The organism is Pseudomonas fildesensis (assembly GCF_001050345.1).
Lineage (GTDB): Bacteria > Pseudomonadota > Gammaproteobacteria > Pseudomonadales > Pseudomonadaceae > Aquipseudomonas > Aquipseudomonas fildesensis.
This window is the reverse complement of sequence record NZ_LFMW01000024.1, coordinates 72,918-96,433: the sequence shown is the minus strand read 5'-3', so window position 1 is coordinate 96,433 and position 23,516 is coordinate 72,918. Positions and strand designations below refer to the sequence as shown.

The window sequence follows — 23,516 nt, the reverse complement described above, 5'->3', positions numbered from 1 at the left end:
CTCAAGACTGACTGCACTTTGTGAACTGGCCGTAAATATCGGCGCAAAATGCGAGTATTCACTCTGCTATCTGCACTCGCTTCAGGCCTCATGTCACCTGCGCTTGTTACAATCCTGAGCCTTCCAAGGTGGCGAAAGCCCCGTAGGACGGCCTCGCGTCCTGATGAATTGCGATGGTCAGGGCCGGCAATTTGCCGCAAGTCCTCTGTCCAGGCCGCTTTTGGCGGCGTTCGCGACTATAGCAGCAATGATTAAGTGCTTCAATTCCATAAAAAATTGTTATCATCGCCGCTATGACGACTACCGCCCCCCAGACCCCCAGCGTCCAGCTGCTTGAGGTCTCGCCGGAATATGCCGGCCAACGCATCGACAATTTTCTCCTGGCCAGGCTCAAAGGCGTGCCCAAGACCTTGATCTACCGCATCTTGCGTAAAGGCGAAGTGCGCGTGAACAAGGGCCGGATCAAGCCCGAGTACAAGTTGCAGGCGGGCGATATCGTCCGTGTGCCTCCGGTGCGCGTGCCTGAGCGTGACGAACCTGTGCCGCTGGCCCAGGGCCTTTTACAGCGCCTGGAAGCCTCAATTGTCTTCGAAGACAACAAGCTGATCGTGATCAACAAGCCGTGTGGCATTGCGGTTCACGGCGGCAGCGGTCTGAATTACGGGGTGATTGAGGCCTTTCGCCAACTGCGCCCGGATGCCAAGGAGTTGGAGCTGGTCCACCGTCTGGACCGCGACACCTCTGGCCTGCTCATGATCGCCAAGAAGCGCAGCATGTTGCGCCACCTGCACACCGCCCTGCGTGGCGATGGCGTGGACAAACGCTACATGGCGCTGGTGCGTGGCAACTGGGCCAGTTCGATCAAGAGCGTCCGCGCGCCGTTGCAGAAGAGCAACCTGCGCTCCGGCGAACGTATGGTCGAAGTGGATGAGGAGGGCAAAGAAGCCCTGACCCTGTTCAAGGTGCTGCGCCGTTTCGGCGATTTCGCCACCATGGTTGAGGCCAAGCCGGTCACCGGGCGTACTCACCAGATTCGCGTGCACACCCTGCATGCGGGCCACTGCATTGCCGGCGACACCAAGTACGGCGACGAGGGTTTCTCCAAGGAGATTCGCGATCTGGGCGGCAAGCGCCTGTTCCTGCACGCCTACATGCTCACCGTGCCGCTGCCCGATGGTGGCGAGCTGAAGCTGCAGGCGCCGGTCGATGAGATGTGGGCCAAGACCGTGGAGCGTTTGAGTGTCGCACCGTGATTACAAGCTGCTGATTTTCGATTGGGACGGCACCCTGTGTGATTCCATTGGCCGGATTGTCGAGTCGATGCACATGGCTTCGACCCGTTCGGGCTATGAGCTGTGCAGCGACCTGGCAGTCAAGGGCATTATCGGCCTGGGCTTGCCTGAGGCGATCCGCACCTTGTACCCCGAGATCGATGACACTGAGCTGGTAGCGTTCCGCGAGCACTACGCCGATCACTACATCGCCCTGGAGGCCGAGCCGTCGCCGCTGTTCGACGGTGTGAGGCAATCCCTGGCGGCGTTCCGCGCCGAGGGCTATCACCTCGCCGTGGCCACTGGTAAGGCTCGTCGCGGACTGGATCGCGTGCTCGGTGCCCATGGCTGGGAAAATTACTTTGATATCACCCGCGCTGCGGATGAAACCGCCAGCAAGCCTCACCCTCTGATGCTCGAGCAGATCCTTGCGCACTGTGGCGTGTCGCCGCGCGAGGCATTGATGGTGGGTGATGCGTCCTTCGACCTGATGATGGCGCGCAATGCTGGCATTGACAGTGTGGCGGTCAGTTATGGCGCCCAGTCTGCCGAGGCCTTGCAGGTTTATGAGCCCAGGCTGACGATCGATCATTTTTCTGAGTTGCACGCCTGGCTCGGCCGGGCTCAATAAGTCTTTGCTGGGGTTAATGGCATGAGTGACGAATGGAAGGCGCCCGAAAAGGCCGAGAGCGGTGATGACAAGAGCTGGAAACTGTTGGAGAAAACCCTCCTGGCCAGCGTCCAGGAGCAGCGTCGTTCACGGCGTTGGGGGATTTTCTTCAAGCTGCTGACCTTTGTTTACCTGCTCGGCATGCTGGCGCTGTTCAGTCCGCTGATGGACATGGAAAAAAGCGCGACCCGTGGCGCCAATTACACCGCCCTGATCGAAGTGCGTGGCGTGATTGCCGACAAGGAGGCCGCCAGTGCCGACAATATCGTCAGCAGCCTGCGCACCGCGTTTGAAGACCCCAAGGTCAAGGGTGTGATCCTGCGCATCAACAGCCCGGGCGGCAGCCCTGTGCAGTCGGGTTATGTGTATGACGAGATTCGCCGCCTGCGCGCCCTGCACCCGGAAATCAAGCTGTATGCGGTGATTTCCGACCTGGGTGCCTCGGGCGCCTATTACATAGCCAGTGCCGCCGACCAGATCTATGCCGACAAGGCCAGTCTGGTGGGTTCCATCGGTGTGACGGCGGCCGGTTACGGCTTTGTCGGCACCATGGAGAAGCTGGGTGTGGAGCGCCGCACTTATACCTCGGGTGAGCACAAGTCCTTCCTCGATCCGTTCCAACCGCAAAAGGCTGACGAAACCCAGTTCTGGCAGGGCGTGCTCGATACCACTCATCGTCAGTTCATTGCCAGCGTCAAGCAGGGGCGTGGCGATCGGCTGAAGGATAAAGATCATCCAGAGCTGTTCTCTGGGCTGGTTTGGTCGGGTGAGCAGGCCTTGCCGCTGGGCTTGATCGATGGTCTGGGCAGTGCCAGTTCGGTGGCGCGGGACGTGATTGGTGAGAAGGAGTTGGTGGACTTCACCGTTGAGGAGTCGCCGTTTGATCGTTTCTCCAAGAAGCTCGGCGCCAGCGTGGCGGAGAAGTTGGCCCTGTACATGGGCTTCCAGGGCCCGACCCTGCGCTGAGATCTCAAGGTCTGTGTAGATAAATGTGGGAGGGGGCTTGCTCCCGATAGCAGTGGATCAGCCAGCTTATCTGTAGCTGACCCACCGCAATCGGGAGCAAGCCCCCTCCCACATTTGGTTTTGCGGTGTATTTAAGGGATTTGCACGCCTTCGGCCTGCAGCATATCCACCAGGCGAATCAGCGGCAGTCCCACCAGGCTTGTCGCATCCGGCCCTTCGGTGCTTTGAAACAGGCTCACCCCCAACCCTTCCGCCTTGAAGCTGCCTGCGCAGTCGTAGGGCTGCTCGATGCGCAGGTAACGTTCGATACGTTCTGCGTCCAGCTCGCGCATGTGTACGGTAAACGGCACGCAGTCGACCTGGCAGTGTCCGGTCTCGCTGTTCAGCAGGGCAAGCCCGGTCAGGAAGCTCACACGCTTGCCGCTGGCTGCCAGCAGTTGTTCGCGTGCGTTCTCGAAGGTGTGGGGTTTGCCGATGATCCGGCCGTCGAGCGCGGCCACCTGGTCCGAGCCGATGATCAGGTGCCCTGGGTGGCTGCCGGCGAGTGCGCGGGCCTTCTGTTCGGCCAGGCGCTTGACCAGCTCGACGGCGGACTCATCTGTGCGATGGCTTTCGTCGATATCCGGCGAGCTGCAGGTGAACGGCAGGTGCAGGCGGCTGAGCAATTCCCGGCGATAAACCGAGCTGGAAGCGAGTAATAAAGGCAGCATGGGCGTCTCCTCGGGGCAGCTTCGAATTCTAACGGGGCGACCGGCCGACGCACAGGGCTGAATTTCCTTTGACATGGCTGGGTGCATCCCTATAATGCTGCGCCTATGTTGAATGACCCGATTCCACCTCACATTGACCCGCGCAAATTGGCTGATCGTGGCACTTCCCTTGAAGGTAAGTTGCTGCTGGCCGATTTGGAGAGACTCTGCGACCCGCTTTCCGACACTGTCGGTACGGTGCAGGCCAAATTCGTTTTTGAACGAGATGAACGTAAATCTGTGGTAATTCACAGCTTTATCGACACCGAGGTCAAAATGGTTTGCCAGCGTTGTCTTGAGCTGGTCACCCTGCCGATCCACAGCGAGTGCAGTTATGCTGTGGTGAAAGAGGGTGCGAATACCCAGTCGTTGCCGAAAGGTTATGACGTGCTGGAACTGGGCGAAGATCCATTGGATCTGCATGCACTGATCGAGGAGGAGCTTCTGCTCGCCTTGCCCATTGTGCCTGCTCATCATCCGGAAGAATGCCAGCAGCCGGAGGGGCTCGATGACGAGCTCGAACCGAGCGAGGACGAGGTAACGCGGTCCAACCCGTTCAGTGTATTGGCGCAGTTAAAGCGTGACCCAAACGTTTAGGAGTTAATCAATTATGGCTGTTCAGCAGAACAAAAAATCCCGCTCTGCCCGTGACATGCGTCGTTCGCACGACGCCCTGACGGCAAGCACTCTGTCTGTAGAAAAAACCACCGGTGAAATTCACCTGCGTCACCACGTATCGCCAGAAGGCGTATACCGTGGCCGTAAAGTGATCGACAAGGGCGCTGACGAGTAATCACTTGTCTGCTCAAGTCATCGCGATTGACGCAATGGGCGGGGACTTCGGTCCCCGCAGCATTGTTCAGGCCTGCATTGCCAGCCTAACTGCCACGCCCTCGCTGCACCTGACCCTCGTCGGTCAACCTACCCTTCTTGAAGAACTGATTGCCAGCCATCCGGCGGTGGATCGCGCGCGCCTGACGGTTACTCCGGCCAGTGAAACTATCAGCATGGACGACAAGCCTGCGACGGCCTTGCGTGGCAAGCCCGACTCTTCAATGCGGGTGGCCCTCGAGCTGTTGCGTGATGGCAAGGTGCAAGCGTGTGTCAGTGCCGGCAATACTGGAGCGTTAATGGCGTTGTCGCGGTATGTGCTCAAGACGCTGCCGGGTATAGATCGTCCTGCGATGGTGGCGGCGATTCCAACGCAGAAAGGCTATTGCCAGCTGTTGGATCTTGGGGCGAATGTCGATTGCAGCGCCGAGCACCTGTTCCAGTTTGCCGTGATGGGGTCGGTGGCTGCCGAAGCGCTGGGCGTTGTCCGGCCGCGGGTGGCCTTGCTGAATATCGGCACCGAAGACATCAAGGGTAATCAGCAGGTCAAGCTCGCCGCCACGTTGTTGCAGGGCGCGCGGGGGCTGAACTATATCGGCTATGTCGAAGGTGACGGTTTGTACCGGGGCGAGGCGGATGTGGTGGTGTGCGACGGTTTTGTCGGCAATATCCTGCTCAAGTCCAGCGAAGGCCTGGCGACGATGATCGCCACGCGCATCGAAGCCTTGTTCAAGCAGAGCCTGGTGTCACGCATGGTCGGCGCCCTGGCGTTGCCATTGATGCGTCGGCTGCAGGCCGACCTGGCGCCGGCACGGCATAATGGGGCGAGTTTTCTCGGGTTGCAGGGCATCGTAGTGAAAAGCCATGGCTCAGCGGGCGTACAGGGCTTTCAGAGCGCGATTGCGCGGGCCCTTATCGAGATCCAGGAAAACCTGCCGCAACGCTTGCACGGCCGTCTTGAGGATCTGTTGTCTTAGGCGAATCGGCCCGGGAATGCTTAAATGTGACCGGCCGGTTCAATTGACCATCCAATCTGTCAGTTTCGTGCGCTCCCACCATTCATTTTAAGATCGGGAGCGACTATTTCCGACGACCCGATCATTTAGGGGCTTGTTACATGTCTACATCCCTCGCATTCGTCTTCCCAGGGCAGGGTTCGCAGTCCCTCGGCATGTTGGCCGAGTTGGGCGCGCAATATCCGTTGATCCTGGAAACCTTCAAGGAAGCTTCCGATGCCCTGGGTTACGACCTGTGGGCGTTGACCCAGCAGGGGCCGGAAGAACAGCTCAATCAAACCGATAAAACCCAGCCGGCCATCCTGACCGCTTCGATCGCCCTGTGGCGCTTGTGGCTGGCCGAAGGCGGCGCGCGCCCGGCTTACGTGGCCGGTCACAGCCTGGGTGAATACAGCGCCCTGGTGGCGGCGGGCAGCCTGACCCTCGGTGAGGCGGTCAAGTTGGTCGAGCGTCGTGGCCAACTGATGCAGGAAGCCGTTCCGGCCGGGCAGGGCGGCATGGCCGCTATTCTCGGCCTGGAAGATGCTGACGTGATTGCAGCCTGCGCCGAAGCGGCCCAGGGTGAAGTGGTCAGTGCGGTGAACTTCAATTCCCCTGGCCAGGTGGTGATTGCCGGTGCCAAGGCTGCTGTTGAGCGTGCCATCGAAGGCTGCAAGGCTCGTGGTGCCAAGCGTGCGCTGCCGTTGCCGGTGAGTGTGCCCTCCCACTGCGAGCTGATGCGCCCGGCAGCGGAGCGTTTTGCCGAGTCCATCGAGGCCATCAACTGGCAGGCGCCGCAGATCCCGCTGGTGCAGAACGTCAGCGCGGCCGTGGTCGCCGACCTCGAGACACTCAAGCGCGACCTGCTGGAGCAACTCTACAAGCCTGTGCGCTGGGTTGAATCGGTCCAGACCCTGGCTGCCAACGGCGCCACTGTGCTGGTCGAGTGTGGCCCGGGCAAGGTCCTGGGCGGGCTGAACAAGCGCTGCGCCGAAGGCGTGTCGACTGCCAACCTCAATACCCCGGATGCCTTCGCTGCCGCTCGTGCGGCACAGGCCTGAACTCTTAATCCTGAATCACGATCCCCGAACTTAGGAGAAGCCTGCATGAGTCTGCAAGGTAAAGTTGCACTGGTCACGGGCGCCAGCCGTGGCATTGGCCAGGCGATCGCCCTGGAACTGGGCCGTCAGGGCGCCGTTGTGATCGGCACCGCCACTTCCGCCTCGGGCGCCGAGCGTATCGCCGCGACCTTGAAGGAAAACGGCGTTCAAGGCACCGGCCTTGAGCTGAACGTGACCAGCGATGAATCCGTGGCCGCCGTATTGGCTGCGATCACTGCACAGTTTGGCGCACCGGCTATTCTGGTTAACAACGCCGGTATCACCCGCGATAACTTGATGATGCGCATGAAAGACGACGAGTGGCATGACGTGGTCGATACCAACTTGAACAGTCTGTTTCGCCTGTCCAAGGGTGTTTTGCGTGGCATGACCAAGGCGCGTTGGGGTCGAATTATCAATATTGGCTCCGTAGTGGGTGCCATGGGCAACGCAGGCCAAGTAAACTACGCAGCGGCCAAGGCCGGTCTGGAAGGTTTCAGCCGCGCATTGGCGCGTGAAGTCGGTTCGCGGTCGATTACGGTCAACTCGGTGGCCCCTGGGTTCATCGACACCGATATGACCCGCGAACTGCCGGAAGCGCAGCGTGAAGCCTTGCTGACGCAGATTCCGCTGGGCCGTCTGGGCCAGGCTCAAGAGATCGCGAATGTGGTCACTTTCCTGGCATCCGACGGTGCGGCATACGTGACTGGGGCTACAATCCCGGTGAACGGCGGGATGTACATGAGTTAAATTGTGACGGATCGCTTCAAAAAAATGTCATACGAGCTGTCTAAAATCCGTTATAAAGCTGCAACTTAATTTATAGGCAGGTGGCCGACCGGGTACGAGGGTGAAGCTTTCAGTTGAAAAACTGAAAAGTCTTTCTATACACTTACCCACTGGCCAGCTGCCTGAATTTGTCCATTAGGAGTGAAAACAAGGTATGAGCACCATCGAAGAGCGCGTCAAGAAAATCGTTGCCGAGCAACTGGGCGTTAAAGAAGAAGAAGTGGTCAACACTGCTTCCTTCGTTGAAGACCTGGGTGCCGACTCCCTTGACACCGTTGAGCTGGTGATGGCTCTGGAAGAGGAATTCGAGACCGAAATCCCGGACGAAGAAGCTGAAAAAATCACTACTGTTCAAGCTGCTATCGACTACGTTACGAACCACCAGGCGTAATAGTTTGTAGTCGTCGCTTGCTGTTAGGGAAAAACCGCACTGCTGTAACGGCGTGCGGTTTTTTCTTTAGCTTTGATGAAACCTAGCTCTGATGAAGAGTGAGCGCTGAAGCGAAGTGTCGTCATCAAGAAAAAAAGGAGAGTGCTGTGTCGCGTAGACGCGTCGTAGTCACCGGTATGGGTATGTTGTCGCCACTGGGTACGGATGTGCCGAGCAGTTGGCAGGGCATTCTGGCTGGCCGCAGTGGTATTGGTCTGATCGAACACACGGACCTTTCTGTCTATTCCACCCGTTTTGGCGGCTCGGTAAAGGGTTTCAATGTCGAGGAATATCTCTCGGTCAAAGAATCCCGCAAACTCGACCTGTTCATTCAATACGGCCTGGCAGCCGGTTTTCAGGCAGTGCGTAACGCTGGCCTGGAAGTCACCGACGCCAACCGTGAGCGCATCGGCGTTGCCATGGGTTCGGGTATTGGCGGTCTGACCAATATCGAAGAAACCAGCCGCACGTTGCACGAGTCCGGCCCTCGTCGAATTTCACCGTTCTTCGTCCCGGGTTCGATCATCAATATGATTTCCGGCTTCCTGTCCATCCACTTGGGCGCACAGGGGCCCAACTACGCCATCGCAACGGCGTGCACTACGGGTACTCACTGCATCGGCATGGCCGCGCGCAACATCGCCTATGACGAAGCGGACGTGATGATCGCCGGTGGTGCTGAAATGGCCGCCTGCGGCCTGGGCATGGGTGGCTTCGGCGCATCCCGTGCGTTGTCGACGCGCAACGACGAACCGGCCCGTGCCAGTCGTCCGTGGGACAAAGGCCGCGACGGTTTTGTGCTGGCGGACGGCGCCGGTGCTCTGGTGCTGGAAGAGTTGGAACACGCAAAAGCGCGTGGTGCCACCATCTACGCCGAGCTTATCGGCTTTGGCATGAGCGGCGACGCCTACCACATGACCTCGCCACCGTCCGACGGTGCCGGTGCCGCGCGTTGTATTACCAACGCCTTGCGCGATGCGAAGATCAATGCGGACCAGGTGCAGTACATCAACGCCCACGGCACCTCGACTGCGACGGGTGACCTGGCGGAAGCCGAGGCCATCAAGTCGGTGTTCGGCGAGCACGCCTACAAGCTGGCGGTCAGCTCTACCAAGTCCATGACCGGCCACCTGTTGGGTGCGGCAGGCGCGGTCGAGGCGATCTTCAGTGTGATGGCCATCAAGGACCAGGTTGCTCCGCCGACCATCAACCTTGATGAGCCGGACGAAGGCTGCGACCTGAACTTCGTGCCTCACGAAGCGCAGAAAATGCCGATCGACGTGGTGTTGTCCAACTCGTTCGGTTTTGGTGGCACCAACGGTTCCCTGGTGTTCCGCCGGTTCGCCGAGTGATGCACAGCTGGGTCGACGGTCAGCCAGCGGACACTGTGCCCCTGAAAGATCGCGGCCTGGCGTATGGTGATGGCCTGTTCGAGACCATCGCCGTCAAGGCCGGGCAGCCCTTGCTGCTCGACCGCCACCTGCAACGTCTCGATGAGGGGTGCAGGCGGTTGGCGCTGGTTGCGGATCACGTGCTGGTCCGCAGCGAAGTGCTGGCTTATGCCGCTGCCCTCGGCGACGGTGTTCTCAAGTTGATCCTCACCCGTGGCGACAGCCTGCGCGGTTATGGCATCAACCCTGGCGCTCTGGTGCGCCGTATCTTGCAGGGCAGTCCGCCCGCCACCTATCCCCAGGCCCATGGAACGGACGGCATCCGCCTGTTTCCGTGCGCCACCCGCTTGGCCGAGCAGCCGCTGCTGGCCGGTCTCAAGCACCTCAATCGCCTCGAACAAGTGATCGCGCGTGCCGAATGGCAAGACGCCGAGCATACCGAAGGTTTGATGCTGGATATGTCCGGCCGCGTCATCGAAGGTGTGTTCAGCAACCTGTTTTTGGTGCGCAATGGTTTGTTACTAACCGCTGATCTGCATCGCTGCGGTGTCGCCGGCGTGATGCGCGCCGAGGTAATGGCCCAGGCACATGCGCTGGACGTCCCGGTGGCCGTGGCCGACATCAGCCTTGAAGAATTGCAGCAGGCGGATGAAGTCTTCGTGTGCAACAGCGTTTATGGCATTTGGCCGGTGCGCGGGTGCGCTGCGATGAGCTGGCCGGTTGGGCCGCTCACCCGTAAACTGCAGGGCATTGTTCGCGCGCTATTGGATATTTGAGTTGATACGAAAATTGCTTGTACTGCTGCTGGTCGGTCTGTTCTCGGCGGCTTTGCTGTTGGGCTTTTCTGCCTGGAAGCTCGATTCTGCCTTGAAGCAGCCCTTGAATCTGACCCAGGAGCAGTTGCTCGATGTGCCGGCCGGAGCGACTCCGACGGGCACCTTCAATCGCCTGGAAGCTGATGGTGTGCTCGACGGCGCCTTCTGGCTGCGCCTGTACTGGCGCTTCAACCTTGAGGGCCAGCCACTTCACAGTGGCGAATACCGCATGACCCCAGGCATGACCGCACAAGGTCTGATTGGCGTGTGGCAGCGTGGCGAAGTGGTGCAGTACAGCCTGACCCTGGTGGAAGGCTGGAATTTTCGTCAGGTGCGCTCGGCGCTGGCCAAGCATGAAAAGATCGTGCAAAGCCTCTCGGGCCTGAGTGACAGCGAAGTGATGGAGAAACTCGGCCACCCTGACGTGTTTCCGGAAGGGCGGTTCTTTCCCGATACCTACCGCTTCGTGCGCGGCATGACCGATGTCGAATTCCTGAAAAAAGCCTACAACCGCCTGGACGACGTACTTGCCCAGGAGTGGAGCAAGCGCGCCGCCGATGTGCCGTACACCGAGCCTTATCAAGCGCTGATCATGGCCTCCTTGGTCGAGAAAGAGACCGGTGTGCCGGAAGAGCGCGGGCAGATCGCCGGGGTGTTTGTGCGGCGCATGAAAATCGGCATGCTGCTGCAGACCGACCCGACGGTGATCTACGGCCTGGGTGAGCGCTACAACGGTAAGTTGACCCGTGCCCACCTGAAGGAAGCCAACCCCTATAACACCTACATGATTTCCGGCCTGCCGCCGACGCCGATTGCGATGGTCGGTCGCGAGGCGATCCACGCGGCGCTCAATCCGGTGCCGGGCAGCAGCTTGTATTTTGTCGCGCGTGGCGATGGCAGCCATATTTTCTCGGATAACCTGGATGCGCATAATGCCGCGGTGCGTGAGTATCAGATCAAGCGTCGCGCCGATTACCGTTCCAGCCCGGCGCCAGTGGTGAAACCGCTGGAAGACGCGGCGCCACCTGCCGAGGCACCGACTGAAGTTCCGGCCGAGCCTGCGCCGGACACGGCCGCACCGCAAAGCCCGCAATGACTCTGACTAAGGACTGCCTGTGACTGGCTTGTTTATTACCCTGGAAGGCCCGGAAGGCGCCGGCAAAAGCACCAACCGCGATTACCTGGCCGAGCGCTTGCGCGTCGAGGGCATCGAGGTGGTGTTGACCCGCGAGCCTGGCGGTACGCCGTTGGCCGAGCGCATCCGCGAGGTGTTGCTGGCCCCAGGTGAAGAACAGATGAACCCGGACACCGAGTTGCTGCTGGTGTTTGCCGCCCGTGCCCAGCATTTGGCCGAAGTGATTCGCCCGGCCCTGGCGCGCGGCGCCGTGGTGATCTGTGACCGCTTTACCGATTCCACCTACGCCTACCAAGGCGGTGGCCGGGGCTTGTCTCTGGAGCGCATTGCCACTCTGGAAACCTTCGTGCAGGGCGATCTGCGCCCCGATCTGACCCTGGTGTTCGACCTGCCGGTGGAAGTCGGCCTGGCCCGCGCGAGCGCGCGTGGCCGCCTGGACCGTTTCGAGCTGGAAGGCCAGGCGTTCTTCGACGCTGTACGCACTGCGTTCCTCACGCGTGCCAAAGCTGAACCAGCGCGTTATTACCTGCTGGACGCGGCCCAGCCGTTGGTCCAGGTGCAGCAGGCCATCGATGCTCTGTTGCCGCAACTGCTGGAGCGCGCCCGTGGCTGAAGCCTACCCGTGGCAGGACAGTCTTTGGCAGCAACTGGCCGGCCGTGCCCAGCACGCCCATGCCTATCTGCTGCATGGACCGATTGGCATCGGCAAGCGTCACCTCGCAGAGCGCTTGATGGCCAGCCTGTTGTGCAAGCAGCCGGTCAATCTGGAAGCCTGTGGGGTGTGCAAATCCTGCATGCTACTCAAGGCCGGCAGTCATCCGGACAATTACTTGCTGGAACCCGAGGAAGCGGACAAGGCGATCAAGGTCGACCAGGTGCGTGACCTCGTCAGCTTCGTGGTGCAAACCGCGCAAATGGGCGGGCGCAAGGTGGTGCTGATCGAGCCGGTGGAGGCGATGAACATCAACGCTGCCAACGCCTTGCTCAAGAGCCTGGAAGAACCCTCCGGCGACACGGTGCTGTTGTTGGTGAGCCACCAGTCCAGCCGCTTGTTGCCGACCATACGCAGCCGCTGTGTGCAGCAGGCATGCCCTTTGCCGAGCGAAGCGATGAGCCTGCAGTGGCTGGCGCAGGCGTTGCCCGATTGCAGCGCGGACGAGCGCGTCGAGCTGCTGACCCTCGCTGCCGGTTCACCCTTGGCAGCGGTGAAGCTGCAAGCTCAGGGCGTACGCGAGCAACGCGCGCTGGTGGTGGATGGCGTGAAAAAACTGCTGAAGCAGGAGCTATCCGCTACTCAGTTGGCTGAAAGCGCCTGGAAGGACATCCCCTTACTGTTGCTGTTCGACTGGTTCTGCGACTGGTCGAGCCTGATCCTGCGCTACCAGTTGACCCAGGATGAAGATGGCCTGGGCTTGCCGGATATGCGCAAGGTCGTGCAATACCTTGCGCAGAAGAGCGCACAGGACAAGGTGCTGAATATTCAGGACTGGATACTCGCGCAACGCCAGAAGGTCCTCGGCAAGGCCAACCTCAACCGCGTGCTGTTGCTTGAAGCGCTGTTGGTGCAATGGGTTGGTTTGCTCGGCCGCCGTTAATTTCAGTGGCCGACGGGTGTATCGTTGGCCAGACATTTTCCGTGATTTAAGTCGTAATTTCCTATGCTCGTAGATTCCCATTGCCACCTTGATCGTCTCGACCTTGCCCAGCACGGCGGCTCCCTCGACGCTGCGCTTGAAGCGGCACGCCAGCGCGGGGTAGGGCACTTCCTGTGCATCGGCGTCAGCGCCGACAACGCCGCCGACGTCAAAGCCCTGGCGGAGCGTTATGCCGATGTGGATTGCTCGGTCGGTATCCACCCGCTGGACCTCAAGCCCGGCGAAGCCCCCGCACTCGACTGGCTGCTCGGCGAACTCAATCACCCGCGGGTGGTAGCCATTGGCGAAACTGGCCTGGACTACCACTACGAGCCCGAAGCTGCGGAGCTGCAGCAGGCATCCTTTCGCCTGCACCTGCAAGCCGCCCAGCAGACCGGCAAGCCGGTGATCGTCCACACCCGTGGTGCACGTGCCGACACCCTGACCCTGCTGCGCGAAGCCGCATTGCCCCAGGCCGGCGTGTTGCATTGCTTCACCGAGGACTGGGACATGGCCAGGGCGGCTCTGGACCTGGGCTTCTACATTTCCCTGTCAGGCATCGTCACCTTCCGCAATGCCGACGCCCTGCGTGACGTGGCGCGGCAAGTGCCTGCCGATCGCCTGCTGGTGGAAACCGACTCGCCGTACCTTGCGCCCATCCCTCATCGCGGCAAGCCGAACCTGCCGGAGTATGTGCGTGATGTAGCGGATTATCTGGCGATGCTTCGGGGGGAGTCCTACGAGCGCTTCGCCGAGCAGACCACCGAGAACTTCAAGCGCCTGTTCCCGCTGGCTCACGTCGCCGCGTAATCCCGGGCTCAAATCGCAGGCAAAAAAAACCCGGGTTCTGGGGGGGGAATCCGGGCTAAGACCATTAGGAGTAAAACAAGGGCACACAGTCCGTCGGTACCCAGGTCGCCGCGTCACTTGGGGGAGATGTCGCGCCGACAGTTGAAGTATTGATCAGTATCCGATTCAGTCCAGCCGTATCTGATCGTTTTTTAAACAAATTTGGAATACGCGCGCTTCGCTTGAGTTCTCATTGCCGAATACACACACCCAGGTGATGCGTTTTATTTCTGACCGATATCAATGAATTCGTCGGCGCGCTGAAAGTAAAGTGCATGGCGGGTTCACATAGGCGTTGCCCAACGACCGTTCAGTCGGGATAATCCCTCGCACCGGGTAAATCGTATCGCCACGTATCCGTGGCCCTGCGTAACCCTCCTCCTATTCACCTCTGCAGACCTCTTACTCATGCACAAAGAACCCCGTAAGGTCCGTGAGTTTCGCCGCCGTGAGCAGGAAATTCTCGACACCGCACTCAAGTTGTTTCTCGAACAAGGTGAAGACAGCGTCACTGTCGAGATGATTGCGGATGCCGTGGGTATCGGCAAAGGCACTATCTACAAGCACTTCAAATCCAAGGCCGAGATTTACCTGCGCCTGATGCTCGACTACGAGCGTGATTTGAACGAGCTGCTGCATTCGGCGGATGTCGACAAGGACAAGGAAGCCCTCTCCCGGGCGTACTTTGAGTTCCGCATGCGTGACCCGCAGCGCTATCGCCTGTTCGACCGCCTGGAAGAGAAAGTGGTCAAGGGCCATCAGGTGCCGGAAATGGTCGAGGAGCTGCACAAGATCCGTGCCTCGAACTTCGAACGCCTGACCCTCCTGATCAAAGGCCGCATCACCGAAGGCAAACTCGAAGACGTGCCGCCGTACTTCCATTACTGCGCCGCCTGGGCCTTGGTGCATGGCGCCGTGGCGCTGTACCACTCGCCGTTCTGGAGCAATGTGCTGGAAGATCAGGAAGGCTTCTTCCAGTTCCTGATGGACATCGGCGTACGCATGGGCAACAAACGCAAGCACAGCACCGAGCCAGCACTGGTTGAGGCCGCGCCCGCCGAAACGCCTGCCACGTAATGATTTGCTGCCAGGCGCAATACCCCAGGAATATACTCAGGCAAGGAACTTGCTAAAAGCTGAATTATAAGTCAGCTTTTAGAGCGCCCGAATTATCCTCTGCCGGAGTGATCCATGATCGTTGATCGTCAAGGCAGGCGTTTTCGCAATTTGCGGATCAGCCTGACCTCAGCCTGCAATTACGCATGTACCTACTGCGTGCCTAACGGCAAGCGGCTGGTGGCTGCACAAGACGAACTCTCGGCCGAGGCCATGGCCCGTGGTGTGGAATACCTGATCGAAGCGGCCGGTATCGACCGCTTGCGCATCACCGGCGGCGAACCGCTGGTCAGCCCCAAGTTGGAAGCCTTTATGGGCGCAGTGGGTGGGATGGGCCTCAGTGACATCAGCCTGACCACCAACGGCCAACTGCTGGCGCGCAAACTGCCGCTGCTGGTGGACGCCGGCATTCGACGCATCAACGTCTCCCTCGACACCCTGGATGCAAATGCCTTCCGCAGTATCGCCCGTGGCGGCGACCTGGCCACCGTGCTCGATGGTATGGACCAGGCGCGCGCGGCCGGGATCAAGATCAAGGTCAACATGGTGCCGTTGCGCGGGCAGAACCTGGACCAGGTGATGCCGTTGCTCGACTACTGCCTCGAACGTGGCTACGAGCTGCGTTTTATCGAACTGATGCGCATGGGCCACCTCGCCAAGGATTCCAACGCGTTCCTGCAGCAGTTCGTCAGCCTCCAGCAATTGCTGAGCCTGATCGGCGAACATCACGCATACCTGCAAGCCAACGCTCCCGTCGATGCCACGGCGGTGCGCTACGAAATTCCAGGCAAGGGCTTCTTTGGCGTGATCGCCAATGAAAGCGTGCCGTTCTGCCGCACCTGTTCGCGGCTGCGGCTGTCCTCCACCGGTTGGCTGCATGGCTGCCTGTCGTCGAGCAACCGGCACTATGTCGGCGACCTGTTGGACAAACCGCGTCACCAGGCGCTGCCGGCCTTGCAAGGCCTGTTGGTGAAGGCGTTGGGCGACAAACAGGAAGTCGCGTTCTCCGGCGGCGCCACCATCATGAAGATTATCGGCGGCTGACGCCGAGCCTCACGCTTGAAGCTGCAAGCTTGCAGCTAGAGGCTGCTCCTATGGCCCAGAACCTGCATCTCGTGTCCATTCGCCGGTTTTCCGTCACCGGCTTCTGGAGGATTAGGATGCGTAGTCTGGTTTTGTTGCTGGCGTCATTGGCACTGAGTGGTTGCATGACCGTCAGCGATATGGCCGAAGGCACCCGCTATCAGATGAGCGACGCCGGGTTGCTGGACCACAGCGACACCCGTCGTACGGCCTCTATTCGCGTGCAACCGGATTCCTTTATCTTCATCGCCCAGGGCGCCTTTGTGCCGCCGGGCAGCGCTTACCCGCGACCAAACGTGGTGGCCGAAGAAGCCTTCAACGGTTTCGTCGAATACTTCCCCATGGTGCGCCGCGCCCGTCAGCCGGAAGGGCTTGAACAGGCGATGGCCGAAGCCCGTGCGGCCGGTGCCCACTATCTCCTGTACTGCCGCTTCGCCAAGGCGGATGACCGTATCGGCAATGCCGATGAGTGGACCGATCAACAGGCCCTCGACCGCGTCGGCCTCGACAGCGGTGTCATCCAGATCATGTTGATCGAGACCAGCACTCAGTATTTGATTGATACTGCACGGATTCGCAGTCGTGGCGGTTTACTGACGTTCCACGACAATACGCCCCAAGACCTGATTGCTCGCCCCCTGGCGCAGTACGCCCGCAGCCTGCTGGGCATGAGCGACCAGTAAGACCAGCAGGTAAAAAAAGGGAGAGCCCCATGACCGATTCCGCCAAGGCCAACGATCTATTGGCTCAACTGCCCAAGGGCAAGGGGCCGGCGCCGGTGCATCTGTGGAACCCGGATTTCTGCGGCAACATCGACATGCGCATCGCCCGCGACGGCACCTGGTACTACCAGGGCACACCGATCGGGCGTAAGCCGATGGTCAAGCTGTTCTCCAACATCATCCGCCGCGACGGCGATGATTATTTCCTGGTTACTCCCGTGGAAAAAGTCGGGATCATCGTCGATGACGCGCCGTTTATCGCGGTAACCCTCGAAGTGGAAGGGCAGGGCGAAGGCCAAGTTCTGCGATTTACCAGCAATGTCGACGATCAAATCGAGGCCGGGCTGGAACATCCGCTGCGGGTGGTAATCGACCCCATCACCCAGGAACCTGCGCCTTACCTCAGGGTGCGCACCAACCTCGAAGCCCTCATCCATCGCAACGTGTTCTACCAATTGGTCGAGCTGGCGGTGAGCCGTCCGATCAACGGTCAAAACTGGCTCGGCGTTTGGAGCGGCGGGGAGTTTTTCCGTATTGGCCTGGAACCCTGAGGCCGATTTTTTCATCTCTCTGAAATAATTCGCTTGCTGTGATTGGGCGCTTTCGGTTATCAATTTGTACATGATTAGACATGTCCGATTTGATAAGAAAAAACGCGTCGTCGACGAGCTCATCCGCCGTATCGAGGGAGGGGTGATGGCCGACGGTTTCCTGCTGCCGGGAGAGCATCAACTCGCCGTAGAGTTCGCGGTCAGCCGCGGCACCCTGCGCGAAGCCCTGGCTGAGCTCAAGCGCCGCAACTACATCGCCACCCAGAGCGGTGTCGGCTCCATCGTCACGTTTGACGGCATGGTGCTTGACCAAACCAGCGGTTGGGCCCAGGCCCTGGCGGATACCGGCGCCCTGGTGATCACCGACATCCTGCGCCTCGAAGCGGTGACCCGCCCGGACTTGCTCAGCCGCTTCGGCAGCGACCAGTTCATCGCCCTCGACCGGCGCCGCCGCACCACCGATGGCACCGCCGTGTCCCTGGAACGCTCGCTGATGCCCGCCTCCGGTAGCCTGGAAAGCCTGCCCCGCGTCGGCCTGATCGACAACTCCCTGACCATCACCCTGGCGGCCTACGGCTACGTCGGTGCCGAAGGTGACCAGTGGATCGGCGCTGAACCGTTGACTGATGAAGACGCCGAGTTGCTCGGCCGCCCCGCCGGCACGGTATTTCTCAAAGCTTCGCGCACCACCTACGACCGTCGTGAGCGCTTCATGGAGTACGTCGAAAGTTTGCTCGACCCGCTGCACTTTCGCCTGCATTTGCAGTTTGGGGCTTCGAAATGACCCCGCACAATCGCGCCCTCGGCGCCTTCTACGGTCTGGCGTTGGGCGATGCCTTGGGCATGCCCACCCAGTCCCTGAGCCGCGAACAAGTTCGGGCGCGCTTCGGTGCTATCACCCGTCTGGAAGACGCCGACGCCGACCAGCCTATCGCGCCGAACATGCCCGCCGGTTCCATCACCGATGACACCGAGCAGGCGATTCTGGTCGGCGAGTTGTTGCTGGAAGGCCAGGGCAAGATCGCGCCCACCGTGCTCGCCCAGCGTCTGATCGACTGGGAAGCGGTGATGCGTGCCAAGGGCTCCCAGGATTTGCTCGGCCCGTCGACCAAGCGAGCGATCGACATGATCCTCGCCGGCCACACCCCGGAAGAGTCCGGGCGCTACGGCACCACCAACGGCGCGGCGATGCGCATCACGCCGGTCGGCATCGCGGCCGATGTCAGCAACCCGACGCAGTTTATCCAGGCGGTTATCCAGGCCTGCCAGGTCACCCACAACACCACGCTGGGTATTTCCAGCGCGGCGGCGGTGGCAGCGGTGGTCTCGGCTGGCATCAACGGCGTGGACCTGGGGGAAGCACTGAACATCGGCACACAGATCGCCCAGCAAGCGGAGAACCATGGTCACTGGATTGCCGGTGGACGCATTTCCACGCGCATCAGTTGGGCACGCACCTTGAGCGTGGGCAGCGGCGACAAGGCCCTGTTTGCCGACCTGCTCTATGAATTGATCGGCACCTCAGTCGCCTCCCAGGAGTCGGTGGTGGTGTCGTTTGCCCTGGCCCAGCAAGTGGCGGTGGGCGAGATGAATGCCTTCGAAGCCTTGTGCCTGGCCGCCAGCCTTGGCGGCGACACCGACACCATCGCCGCGATTCTCGGCGCCATGTTGGGGGCGTGCCTGGGCATGCAGTGCTGGCCGGAGGTGATGATCGAGCAGGTCAAACAGGTCAATGGCATTGAATTACAGCCGTTGGTCGAAGGGCTGCTCGCACTGCGATAAGCGCCCGATTCCCCTGTAGGGGCGAGCTTGCTCACGAAAGTGGTCAACGATAACGCGGGAAGCCAGACGAGGCGCAGCGCCCTCAAATTTTTCTCGAGCAAGGGCTAGCCGCCCGCCTCGCTTCTACAGTGATTCGCCGAGTCAGGATGACCGGTTAAAATTTGATTCTCTGCCACAACCACAACAATACAGGCATCAGGAGCAACCCTTCATGAGCAGCACCTCTTCCGGTCAAAGCGCCGGGCAACTGGAAACACGCGGTATCGAACCGGTCCCTGAAGGCGAGTGCAACGGCCATCCGCTGCAACTGTTCTGGGTGTGGTTCGCGGCCAACATCAGCATCCTCGGCTTGCCACTGGGCGCGACGCTGGTAGCGTTTCGCGGCCTGGCCATCTGGCAGGCGATCATTGTCGCGATCCTCGGCGCCGCCGGTTCCTTCGCGGTGGTAGGTATCATCTCCATCGCCGGCCGACGCGGTCGTGCGCCCAGCCTGACCCTGTCCCGCGCCATCTTCGGGGTGCGCGGCAATATCGGCCCGACCCTGGTCTCGCTGATGTCGCGCCTGGGCTGGGAAACCGTCAACACCACCACCGCCGCTTTCGTGCTGCTGTCGTTGTGCTCGATCCTGTTTGGTTCTCCGGTCGAGGCAAAAAGCGCACCGGTGCTCACCCTCATATTCATCGCCATCTTCGTGCTGCTGACCCTGTCCGTTTCCGGCCTGGGCCACGCCACCTTGCTGGTGATCCAGAAGTGGGCGACCTACGTGTTCGGCGTCTTGAACATCGTGGTGGGCGGCTTCCTCTGCGCCACCATCGACTGGAGCGCCGTATTCAACGCCACCCCAGCGCCGCTGAGCGCGATGATCATCGGTGTGGGCGTCATGGCGGCGGGCACCGGGATCGGTTGGGCCAACGCCGGCGCCGATATGTCGCGCTACCAGCACCGCAGCGTCAAGGCCGTGCGCCTGGTGGCGTCTGCCGCGTTTGGTGCAGGGATTCCGCTGGTGTTGCTGATCACCCTCGGCGGCCTGCTGTCGGTGGGCAGCAACGACCTGGCGTCGGCCACTGACCCGATCATCGCGATCCGCGACATGCTGCCCACCTGGATGGCCGTGCCGTACCTGATCACCGCGTTCGGCGGGCTGCTGCTCTCCAACAACCTGTCGGTGTACTCGGCCGGTCTGACCACACTGACCCTGGGTTTGAAGGTCAAACGCGTGCACGCAGTGATCGTCGATATCGTCGCGATCTTTGCCGGTTCGATCTACTTCATGCTGATCGCCGACAGTTTCTACGGCCCCTTCATCACCTTCATCTCGTTGCTGGCGGTGCCGATCACGGCGTGGGTCGGAATCTTCGTGGTCGACCTGATTCACCGTCACTACTACAGCCCCAAGGACCTGCTGGACGTCAGCCCGAGCAGCGCCTACTGGTACCGTGGCGGCGTTGAATGGCGTGCGTTTGGCGCCTGGGCCGTGGCGATCGTGCTGGGCTTCAGCTTTACCACCATCGGCACCACGGCCGAAAAAATCTGGTTCGCCGGGCCTTTGTCCGACTCCTGGCTGGGCCACAATGGCCTGGGCTGGATCGTCACCTTCCTGGTGGCCGGCGGGATTTATGCGGTACTGGGTGGCGCGGCTGACCGTCGCCCGGCTTTAGTCGAGAGCCCCAATGCCTAGATTGCTGCACACCGGCCAGGTCATCGTCGACCTGGTCATGGCCCTTGATACCCTGCCTGCAACCGGCGGCGACGTGCTGGCGAAATCCGCCAGTTTCGAAGCCGGCGGCGGCTTCAATGTCATGGCCGCCGCGCGGCGCAACGGCTTGCCGGTGGTTTACCTGGGTCGTCACGGTAACGGGCGCTTTGGCGACCTGGCCCGCGCGGCGATGCAGGCCGAGGGTGTCGAGATGGCGCTGGCGGCCAGTGAGGGCAAGGACACCGGGTTATGTGTGTCGCTGACAGAAGCGACTACCGAGCGCACGTTCATTTCTCATATTGGGGCCGAGGGTGCGCTGAGTGCCGAGGATTTGTCGAACCTGACGCCGCAACCTGACGACTACGTCTATGTCAGTGGCTACAGCCTGCTCCTTGAGGGCAAGGCACAGCCGCTGATCGACTGGCTGTTGGCGCTGCCACGGGAGATCGTAGTGGTGTTCGACCCGGGCCCGCTGGTCAAGGCGCCGGACTCGGCGCTGATGGCGGCGTTACTCCCTCGTATCGATATCTGGACCAGCAATGGTCCGGAGGCGCTGGCGTTCACCGGCGCGGTGGATATTGCTGCAGCGTTGTCCGCGTTGAACCAGCACCTGCCTGCCAAGACGCTGCTGGTTGTACGCGACGGGCCGAATGGCTGCTGGGTGGGGCGTGCGGATGAGATCGAGCATGTACCTGGCTTCAAGGTGCAGGCCGTCGACAGCAATGGCGCGGGCGATGCCCATGCCGGTGTGTTTATTGCGGGGTTGGCCAACGGCCTGAATCCGTCTGAAGCCGCACGTCGAGCGAATGCAGCAGCGGCGTTGGCCGTAACGCGTTGGGGACCGGCCACTTCTCCGGGTACTGCTGAAGTCAACGCGCTACTGGCTGAATAAACGCAGATAAAACTGTAGGAACCGGGCAAGCCCGGTTCCTACCTTGTTTTGGGGTATGCCTTGGGCTACTGGCTCGCGTCACCTTCCAGCTTGCGCGCTTCATCCACACCGGACGCGGTCAGCTTGATCGGCAGGTTTAACGAGTATTCACCGGCGTCGTCGGTGGTCACATGCCCATCCTTGATAAATCCGCGGTCTTGCAGGAACGCCAAGACACTGGCGACCTCCTTTTCACCGCGGTAGTTATCCAGCACCTCTTTACCCAGACCGGTGGGGTGGGCGTGCAACAGGCGGGTGAGGACTTCTTTCTCAAGGTTTTTGTCGACGTTCATGCGTACCTCTTCACTGGGGAATGATCGGGTGTTCGTCTTGCAATCGATGGATCAAGGCGCAGGCTGTTTTGGCTCGCCAGGGATGTTCGAGTCATCGCCTTTGTTGATTTTTGGCTCATTCACCGACGGGCCCATTTTGCCGTTACCGACGGCCGGTGGGCTTTGGCGACCGGTGTCCTGACCTTTGGTGTGCGGGTCGACGCCATTGGTGTTGTCGATCACTGCGCCACCGTTGGTTTCCATGCCGGTGCCCATGGATTTCTGGGACTCAGTGGTGGCTCCAGGCGTTGGATCGGTCGGTCCGGTGGACGACGTCGCGGCAAATGCGCTCATCGAAACGGCAGACAGCAGGCCGGTGAGGGCGACAACAGCAAATTTGGAATTCTTCATGAGGGTGTCTCCATATGATTAATGTCCTTACCCTCTATTGGTCAGCCCCGCTCTCGCGTTCGTGCCTTGATGTCGACGAGCGGTAGCGCGTCACCTGTAAGATTTTGTGTGACAAGACCCTACGCCAGATCAGCCGTCCTAACGTGATCAACCAGTTGCATAAAGCGACAGCCAGCACGCTCAACATCAGCGCTGGCAGGCCGTAGTCGACGATGACTTTGCCCGCGAGCCAGGGAAACCCAAATACCCCGACAAAGTACGAAAGGCTGAATAACAGCAATGCCTGGGACGTGGTGCCGGCTGGCGCCTCATTTGCCACCAGCCCATTGATCACCGAATACGTCAGGCCGTAACCGAGCCCAAGCATGACCGCTGCCAACAGATAGCTGGCACTGCCGGTGACCCCAAAAGCGAACAGCAGGATCGACGTCAACATCACCCCGGACAATACACAGGCTGCGCTATACGCATCACGCTTGACCACCAGGCCTGCGATCAACAGGCGGCTGGTAATCGCCGCGCTCAGGAACCCCGCGAAGAACAGCGAGTAATCCAGCCCATGTGCCGTCGCATAGCTGGTCTGGAAGGTGGACAATCCGCCAAATATGCAGCCCCCCAGGCCGACCATGACAATTGCAAATACCGCTCGAGAGGACAGCACACGGCGGCTGGTGGCCCAGGAGATTTTCGACATCGGCGCATTAGCGTGCTGTTTGAGCCGCCTGCCCAACTGCCAGAACATCACCACCCCGGCCAGGCTCGCCAGTGCGGCAATGTAGAACGCTGTGGTCGGGGGCAGATCCAGCGCGCTGGCGGCACGCCCAAGCAACGGTCCCGCGCCGATGCCGCTCATCATGCTGCCAGAGAGCAACGCGAAGTATTTGGCGCGTTGTTGGGGGGCCACTAGCATGGCCACGATGATAGGGCCAAGGCTGTAGAATACTCCCCAGCCCAACCCGAGTGACAACCCGAACAGCATCAGGCCTTCTCCGAACCCTGGTGTCAGGGCGAAGCCCAGGCACGCCACCACCAGCAATAGCCCTGTTACCGCAATGGCCCGCGCGGCGCCCAACGCATCCGACAAATGCCCGGAGAGCACCACGGCGACGAAGGTACTGAGCATCGCCGTCGAAATCACGCTGCCCGCATCATGCTCATTGCCACCGCGTGAGTGAATCAACAGCGACAACAAAAACGTCGAACCGTAGGACAGGGACAATAGGAAGCTGGCAAGACAGAAAAGGGCGAATGTCTTTGCGCTCACCGAGGGGGTGGGGTGCATGGGCAAGCCTTGGAAGAGTTGTGATGACTTACTTTTTACCATGCG

The 23,516-nt window shown here is 60.6% G+C and carries 27 protein-coding genes; 23 read left to right on the top strand and 4 right to left on the bottom strand.

What is annotated here, in order from left to right; translation table 11 throughout:
* The first annotated feature begins 293 nt into the window (after nt 1-293).
* The 3 genes from rluC to ACR52_RS26315 are packed head-to-tail and all read left to right on the top strand — an operon-like array spanning nt 294 to nt 2,907.
* The gene (rluC, locus tag ACR52_RS26325) at nt 294-1,253 is read left to right on the top strand and encodes a 23S rRNA pseudouridine(955/2504/2580) synthase RluC (protein WP_048730954.1); all 960 of its coding nucleotides are present in this window, start codon (nt 294-296) and stop codon (nt 1,251-1,253) included.
* The gene (locus tag ACR52_RS26320) at nt 1,240-1,902 is read left to right on the top strand and encodes an HAD-IA family hydrolase (protein ID WP_048730953.1); all 663 of its coding nucleotides are present in this window, start codon (nt 1,240-1,242) and stop codon (nt 1,900-1,902) included. The genes rluC and ACR52_RS26320 overlap by 14 nt, the downstream gene beginning before the upstream one ends.
* Nucleotides 1,903-1,923: 21 nt before the next feature.
* Nucleotides 1,924-2,907 carry a S49 family peptidase gene (locus ACR52_RS26315; RefSeq protein ID WP_048730952.1) on the top strand — a complete coding sequence of 328 codons (984 nt, stop codon included), beginning with the start codon at nt 1,924-1,926 and terminating at the stop codon, nt 2,905-2,907.
* A 131-nt stretch (nt 2,908-3,038) separates the two neighbouring features.
* On the opposite strand, the gene ACR52_RS26310 is transcribed toward ACR52_RS26315, so the two are convergent.
* Nucleotides 3,039-3,617, bottom strand: coding sequence for a Maf family protein (locus ACR52_RS26310; RefSeq protein ID WP_048730950.1), 579 nt, complete (start codon nt 3,615-3,617; stop codon nt 3,039-3,041).
* Nucleotides 3,618-3,722: 105 nt separating this feature from the next.
* On the opposite strand from ACR52_RS26310, the gene ACR52_RS26305 reads away from it, so the two are divergent.
* The 20 genes from ACR52_RS26305 (at nt 3,723) to ACR52_RS26210 (ending at nt 21,467) form a co-directional block, all read left to right on the top strand.
* Complete coding sequence (locus tag ACR52_RS26305; RefSeq protein WP_048730948.1) at nt 3,723-4,253, top strand: YceD family protein; 531 nt, start codon at nt 3,723-3,725, stop codon at nt 4,251-4,253.
* 13 nt (nt 4,254-4,266) lie between these two features.
* Nucleotides 4,267-4,449, top strand: coding sequence for a 50S ribosomal protein L32 (gene rpmF / locus ACR52_RS26300; protein WP_008152339.1), 183 nt, complete (start codon nt 4,267-4,269; stop codon nt 4,447-4,449).
* A 4-nt stretch (nt 4,450-4,453) separates the two neighbouring features.
* Complete coding sequence (gene plsX / locus ACR52_RS26295; protein ID WP_082143249.1) at nt 4,454-5,464, top strand: phosphate acyltransferase PlsX; 1,011 nt, start codon at nt 4,454-4,456, stop codon at nt 5,462-5,464.
* Nucleotides 5,465-5,604: 140 nt separating this feature from the next.
* Nucleotides 5,605-6,543 (top strand): ACP S-malonyltransferase, encoded by a 939-nt coding sequence (gene fabD, locus ACR52_RS26290; RefSeq protein ID WP_048730944.1) that lies wholly within the window; start codon nt 5,605-5,607, stop codon nt 6,541-6,543.
* A gap of 45 nt (nt 6,544-6,588) precedes the next feature.
* Nucleotides 6,589-7,332 (top strand): 3-oxoacyl-ACP reductase FabG, encoded by a 744-nt coding sequence (fabG, locus tag ACR52_RS26285; RefSeq protein WP_048730941.1) that lies wholly within the window; start codon nt 6,589-6,591, stop codon nt 7,330-7,332.
* Between the two features lie 193 nt (nt 7,333-7,525).
* Nucleotides 7,526-7,762, top strand: coding sequence for an acyl carrier protein (acpP, locus tag ACR52_RS26280; RefSeq protein ID WP_003442511.1), 237 nt, complete (start codon nt 7,526-7,528; stop codon nt 7,760-7,762).
* A 146-nt stretch (nt 7,763-7,908) separates the two neighbouring features.
* Nucleotides 7,909-9,153, top strand: coding sequence for a beta-ketoacyl-ACP synthase II (fabF, locus tag ACR52_RS26275; protein WP_048730935.1), 1,245 nt, complete (start codon nt 7,909-7,911; stop codon nt 9,151-9,153).
* Nucleotides 9,153-9,968 carry an aminodeoxychorismate lyase gene (gene pabC / locus ACR52_RS26270; RefSeq protein WP_048730934.1) on the top strand — a complete coding sequence of 272 codons (816 nt, stop codon included), beginning with the start codon at nt 9,153-9,155 and terminating at the stop codon, nt 9,966-9,968. Before fabF ends, pabC begins: the two co-directional genes overlap by 1 nt.
* A 1-nt stretch (nt 9,969) precedes the next feature.
* Entirely contained in the window at nt 9,970-11,103 is a 1,134-nt protein-coding gene (mltG, locus tag ACR52_RS26265) for an endolytic transglycosylase MltG (RefSeq protein ID WP_048730932.1), read from the top strand.
* 19 nt (nt 11,104-11,122) lie between these two features.
* A complete protein-coding gene (gene tmk / locus ACR52_RS26260; RefSeq protein WP_048730931.1) occupies nt 11,123-11,755 on the top strand; it encodes a dTMP kinase in 633 nt (210 codons plus the stop codon).
* Nucleotides 11,748-12,737 (top strand): DNA polymerase III subunit delta', encoded by a 990-nt coding sequence (locus tag ACR52_RS26255; protein WP_048730929.1) that lies wholly within the window; start codon nt 11,748-11,750, stop codon nt 12,735-12,737. The genes tmk and ACR52_RS26255 overlap by 8 nt, the downstream gene beginning before the upstream one ends.
* Before the next feature lie 63 nt (nt 12,738-12,800).
* Nucleotides 12,801-13,586 carry a TatD family hydrolase gene (locus ACR52_RS26250; RefSeq protein WP_048730927.1) on the top strand — a complete coding sequence of 262 codons (786 nt, stop codon included), beginning with the start codon at nt 12,801-12,803 and terminating at the stop codon, nt 13,584-13,586.
* A 447-nt stretch (nt 13,587-14,033) separates the two neighbouring features.
* Complete coding sequence (locus tag ACR52_RS26245; RefSeq protein WP_048730925.1) at nt 14,034-14,702, top strand: TetR/AcrR family transcriptional regulator; 669 nt, start codon at nt 14,034-14,036, stop codon at nt 14,700-14,702.
* 114 nt (nt 14,703-14,816) lie between these two features.
* Nucleotides 14,817-15,785 (top strand): GTP 3',8-cyclase MoaA, encoded by a 969-nt coding sequence (locus ACR52_RS26240; protein ID WP_048730923.1) that lies wholly within the window; start codon nt 14,817-14,819, stop codon nt 15,783-15,785.
* A 116-nt stretch (nt 15,786-15,901) separates the two neighbouring features.
* Nucleotides 15,902-16,507, top strand: coding sequence for a DUF4823 domain-containing protein (locus ACR52_RS26235; RefSeq protein WP_048730921.1), 606 nt, complete (start codon nt 15,902-15,904; stop codon nt 16,505-16,507).
* Between the two features lie 29 nt (nt 16,508-16,536).
* Nucleotides 16,537-17,097 carry a DUF1285 domain-containing protein gene (locus ACR52_RS26230; protein ID WP_048730919.1) on the top strand — a complete coding sequence of 187 codons (561 nt, stop codon included), beginning with the start codon at nt 16,537-16,539 and terminating at the stop codon, nt 17,095-17,097.
* 70 nt (nt 17,098-17,167) lie between these two features.
* Nucleotides 17,168-17,881: a GntR family transcriptional regulator gene (locus ACR52_RS26225; protein ID WP_048730917.1), complete on the top strand. Its 714-nt coding sequence runs from the start codon at nt 17,168-17,170 to the stop codon at nt 17,879-17,881.
* Complete coding sequence (locus tag ACR52_RS26220; RefSeq protein ID WP_048730916.1) at nt 17,878-18,879, top strand: ADP-ribosylglycohydrolase family protein; 1,002 nt, start codon at nt 17,878-17,880, stop codon at nt 18,877-18,879. The genes ACR52_RS26225 and ACR52_RS26220 overlap by 4 nt, the downstream gene beginning before the upstream one ends.
* 211 nt (nt 18,880-19,090) lie before the next feature.
* Nucleotides 19,091-20,557 carry a purine-cytosine permease family protein gene (locus tag ACR52_RS26215; protein WP_048730914.1) on the top strand — a complete coding sequence of 489 codons (1,467 nt, stop codon included), beginning with the start codon at nt 19,091-19,093 and terminating at the stop codon, nt 20,555-20,557.
* A complete protein-coding gene (locus ACR52_RS26210) occupies nt 20,550-21,467 on the top strand; it encodes a PfkB family carbohydrate kinase (protein WP_048730912.1) in 918 nt (305 codons plus the stop codon). The genes ACR52_RS26215 and ACR52_RS26210 overlap by 8 nt, the downstream gene beginning before the upstream one ends.
* A 65-nt stretch (nt 21,468-21,532) precedes the next feature.
* Here ACR52_RS26210 and ACR52_RS26205 read toward each other — a convergent pair whose 3' ends face one another.
* Genes ACR52_RS26205 through ACR52_RS26195 form a run of 3 tightly spaced genes read right to left on the bottom strand, consistent with a single transcriptional unit; the run spans nt 21,533 to nt 23,471 of the window.
* Complete coding sequence (locus tag ACR52_RS26205) at nt 21,533-21,799, bottom strand: hypothetical protein (protein WP_048730909.1); 267 nt, start codon at nt 21,797-21,799, stop codon at nt 21,533-21,535.
* 51 nt (nt 21,800-21,850) lie between these two features.
* Complete coding sequence (locus ACR52_RS26200) at nt 21,851-22,189, bottom strand: hypothetical protein (protein ID WP_048730907.1); 339 nt, start codon at nt 22,187-22,189, stop codon at nt 21,851-21,853.
* A 34-nt stretch (nt 22,190-22,223) separates the two neighbouring features.
* Entirely contained in the window at nt 22,224-23,471 is a 1,248-nt protein-coding gene (locus ACR52_RS26195; protein ID WP_048730905.1) for an MFS transporter, read from the bottom strand.
* Between the last annotated feature and the right edge of the window lie 45 nt (nt 23,472-23,516).

Bases quoted from the DNA above. Each gene is read 5' to 3' on its own strand.
- fabG (WP_048730941.1), top strand. From the start codon at position 6,589: ATGAGTCTGCAAGGTAAAGTTGCACTGGTCACGGGCGCCAGCCGTGGC.
- fabD (WP_048730944.1), top strand. From the start codon at position 5,605: ATGTCTACATCCCTCGCATTCGTCTTCCCAGGGCAGGGTTCGCAGTCC.
- ACR52_RS26310 (WP_048730950.1), bottom strand. From the start codon at position 3,617: ATGCTGCCTTTATTACTCGCTTCCAGCTCGGTTTATCGCCGGGAATTG.
- ACR52_RS26210 (WP_048730912.1), top strand. From the start codon at position 20,550: ATGCCTAGATTGCTGCACACCGGCCAGGTCATCGTCGACCTGGTCATG.
- ACR52_RS26205 (WP_048730909.1), bottom strand. From the start codon at position 21,799: ATGAACGTCGACAAAAACCTTGAGAAAGAAGTCCTCACCCGCCTGTTG.
- ACR52_RS26220 (WP_048730916.1), top strand. From the start codon at position 17,878: ATGACCCCGCACAATCGCGCCCTCGGCGCCTTCTACGGTCTGGCGTTG.
- ACR52_RS26250 (WP_048730927.1), top strand. From the start codon at position 12,801: ATGCTCGTAGATTCCCATTGCCACCTTGATCGTCTCGACCTTGCCCAG.
- ACR52_RS26240 (WP_048730923.1), top strand. From the start codon at position 14,817: ATGATCGTTGATCGTCAAGGCAGGCGTTTTCGCAATTTGCGGATCAGC.
- pabC (WP_048730934.1), top strand. From the start codon at position 9,153: ATGCACAGCTGGGTCGACGGTCAGCCAGCGGACACTGTGCCCCTGAAA.
- ACR52_RS26305 (WP_048730948.1), top strand. From the start codon at position 3,723: ATGTTGAATGACCCGATTCCACCTCACATTGACCCGCGCAAATTGGCT.
- ACR52_RS26195 (WP_048730905.1), bottom strand. From the start codon at position 23,471: ATGCACCCCACCCCCTCGGTGAGCGCAAAGACATTCGCCCTTTTCTGT.
- ACR52_RS26225 (WP_048730917.1), top strand. From the start codon at position 17,168: ATGATTAGACATGTCCGATTTGATAAGAAAAAACGCGTCGTCGACGAG.
- ACR52_RS26245 (WP_048730925.1), top strand. From the start codon at position 14,034: ATGCACAAAGAACCCCGTAAGGTCCGTGAGTTTCGCCGCCGTGAGCAG.
- ACR52_RS26215 (WP_048730914.1), top strand. From the start codon at position 19,091: ATGAGCAGCACCTCTTCCGGTCAAAGCGCCGGGCAACTGGAAACACGC.
- ACR52_RS26200 (WP_048730907.1), bottom strand. From the start codon at position 22,189: ATGAAGAATTCCAAATTTGCTGTTGTCGCCCTCACCGGCCTGCTGTCT.
- acpP (WP_003442511.1), top strand. From the start codon at position 7,526: ATGAGCACCATCGAAGAGCGCGTCAAGAAAATCGTTGCCGAGCAACTG.
- rpmF (WP_008152339.1), top strand. From the start codon at position 4,267: ATGGCTGTTCAGCAGAACAAAAAATCCCGCTCTGCCCGTGACATGCGT.
- ACR52_RS26235 (WP_048730921.1), top strand. From the start codon at position 15,902: ATGCGTAGTCTGGTTTTGTTGCTGGCGTCATTGGCACTGAGTGGTTGC.
- ACR52_RS26230 (WP_048730919.1), top strand. From the start codon at position 16,537: ATGACCGATTCCGCCAAGGCCAACGATCTATTGGCTCAACTGCCCAAG.
- ACR52_RS26315 (WP_048730952.1), top strand. From the start codon at position 1,924: ATGAGTGACGAATGGAAGGCGCCCGAAAAGGCCGAGAGCGGTGATGAC.
- rluC (WP_048730954.1), top strand. From the start codon at position 294: ATGACGACTACCGCCCCCCAGACCCCCAGCGTCCAGCTGCTTGAGGTC.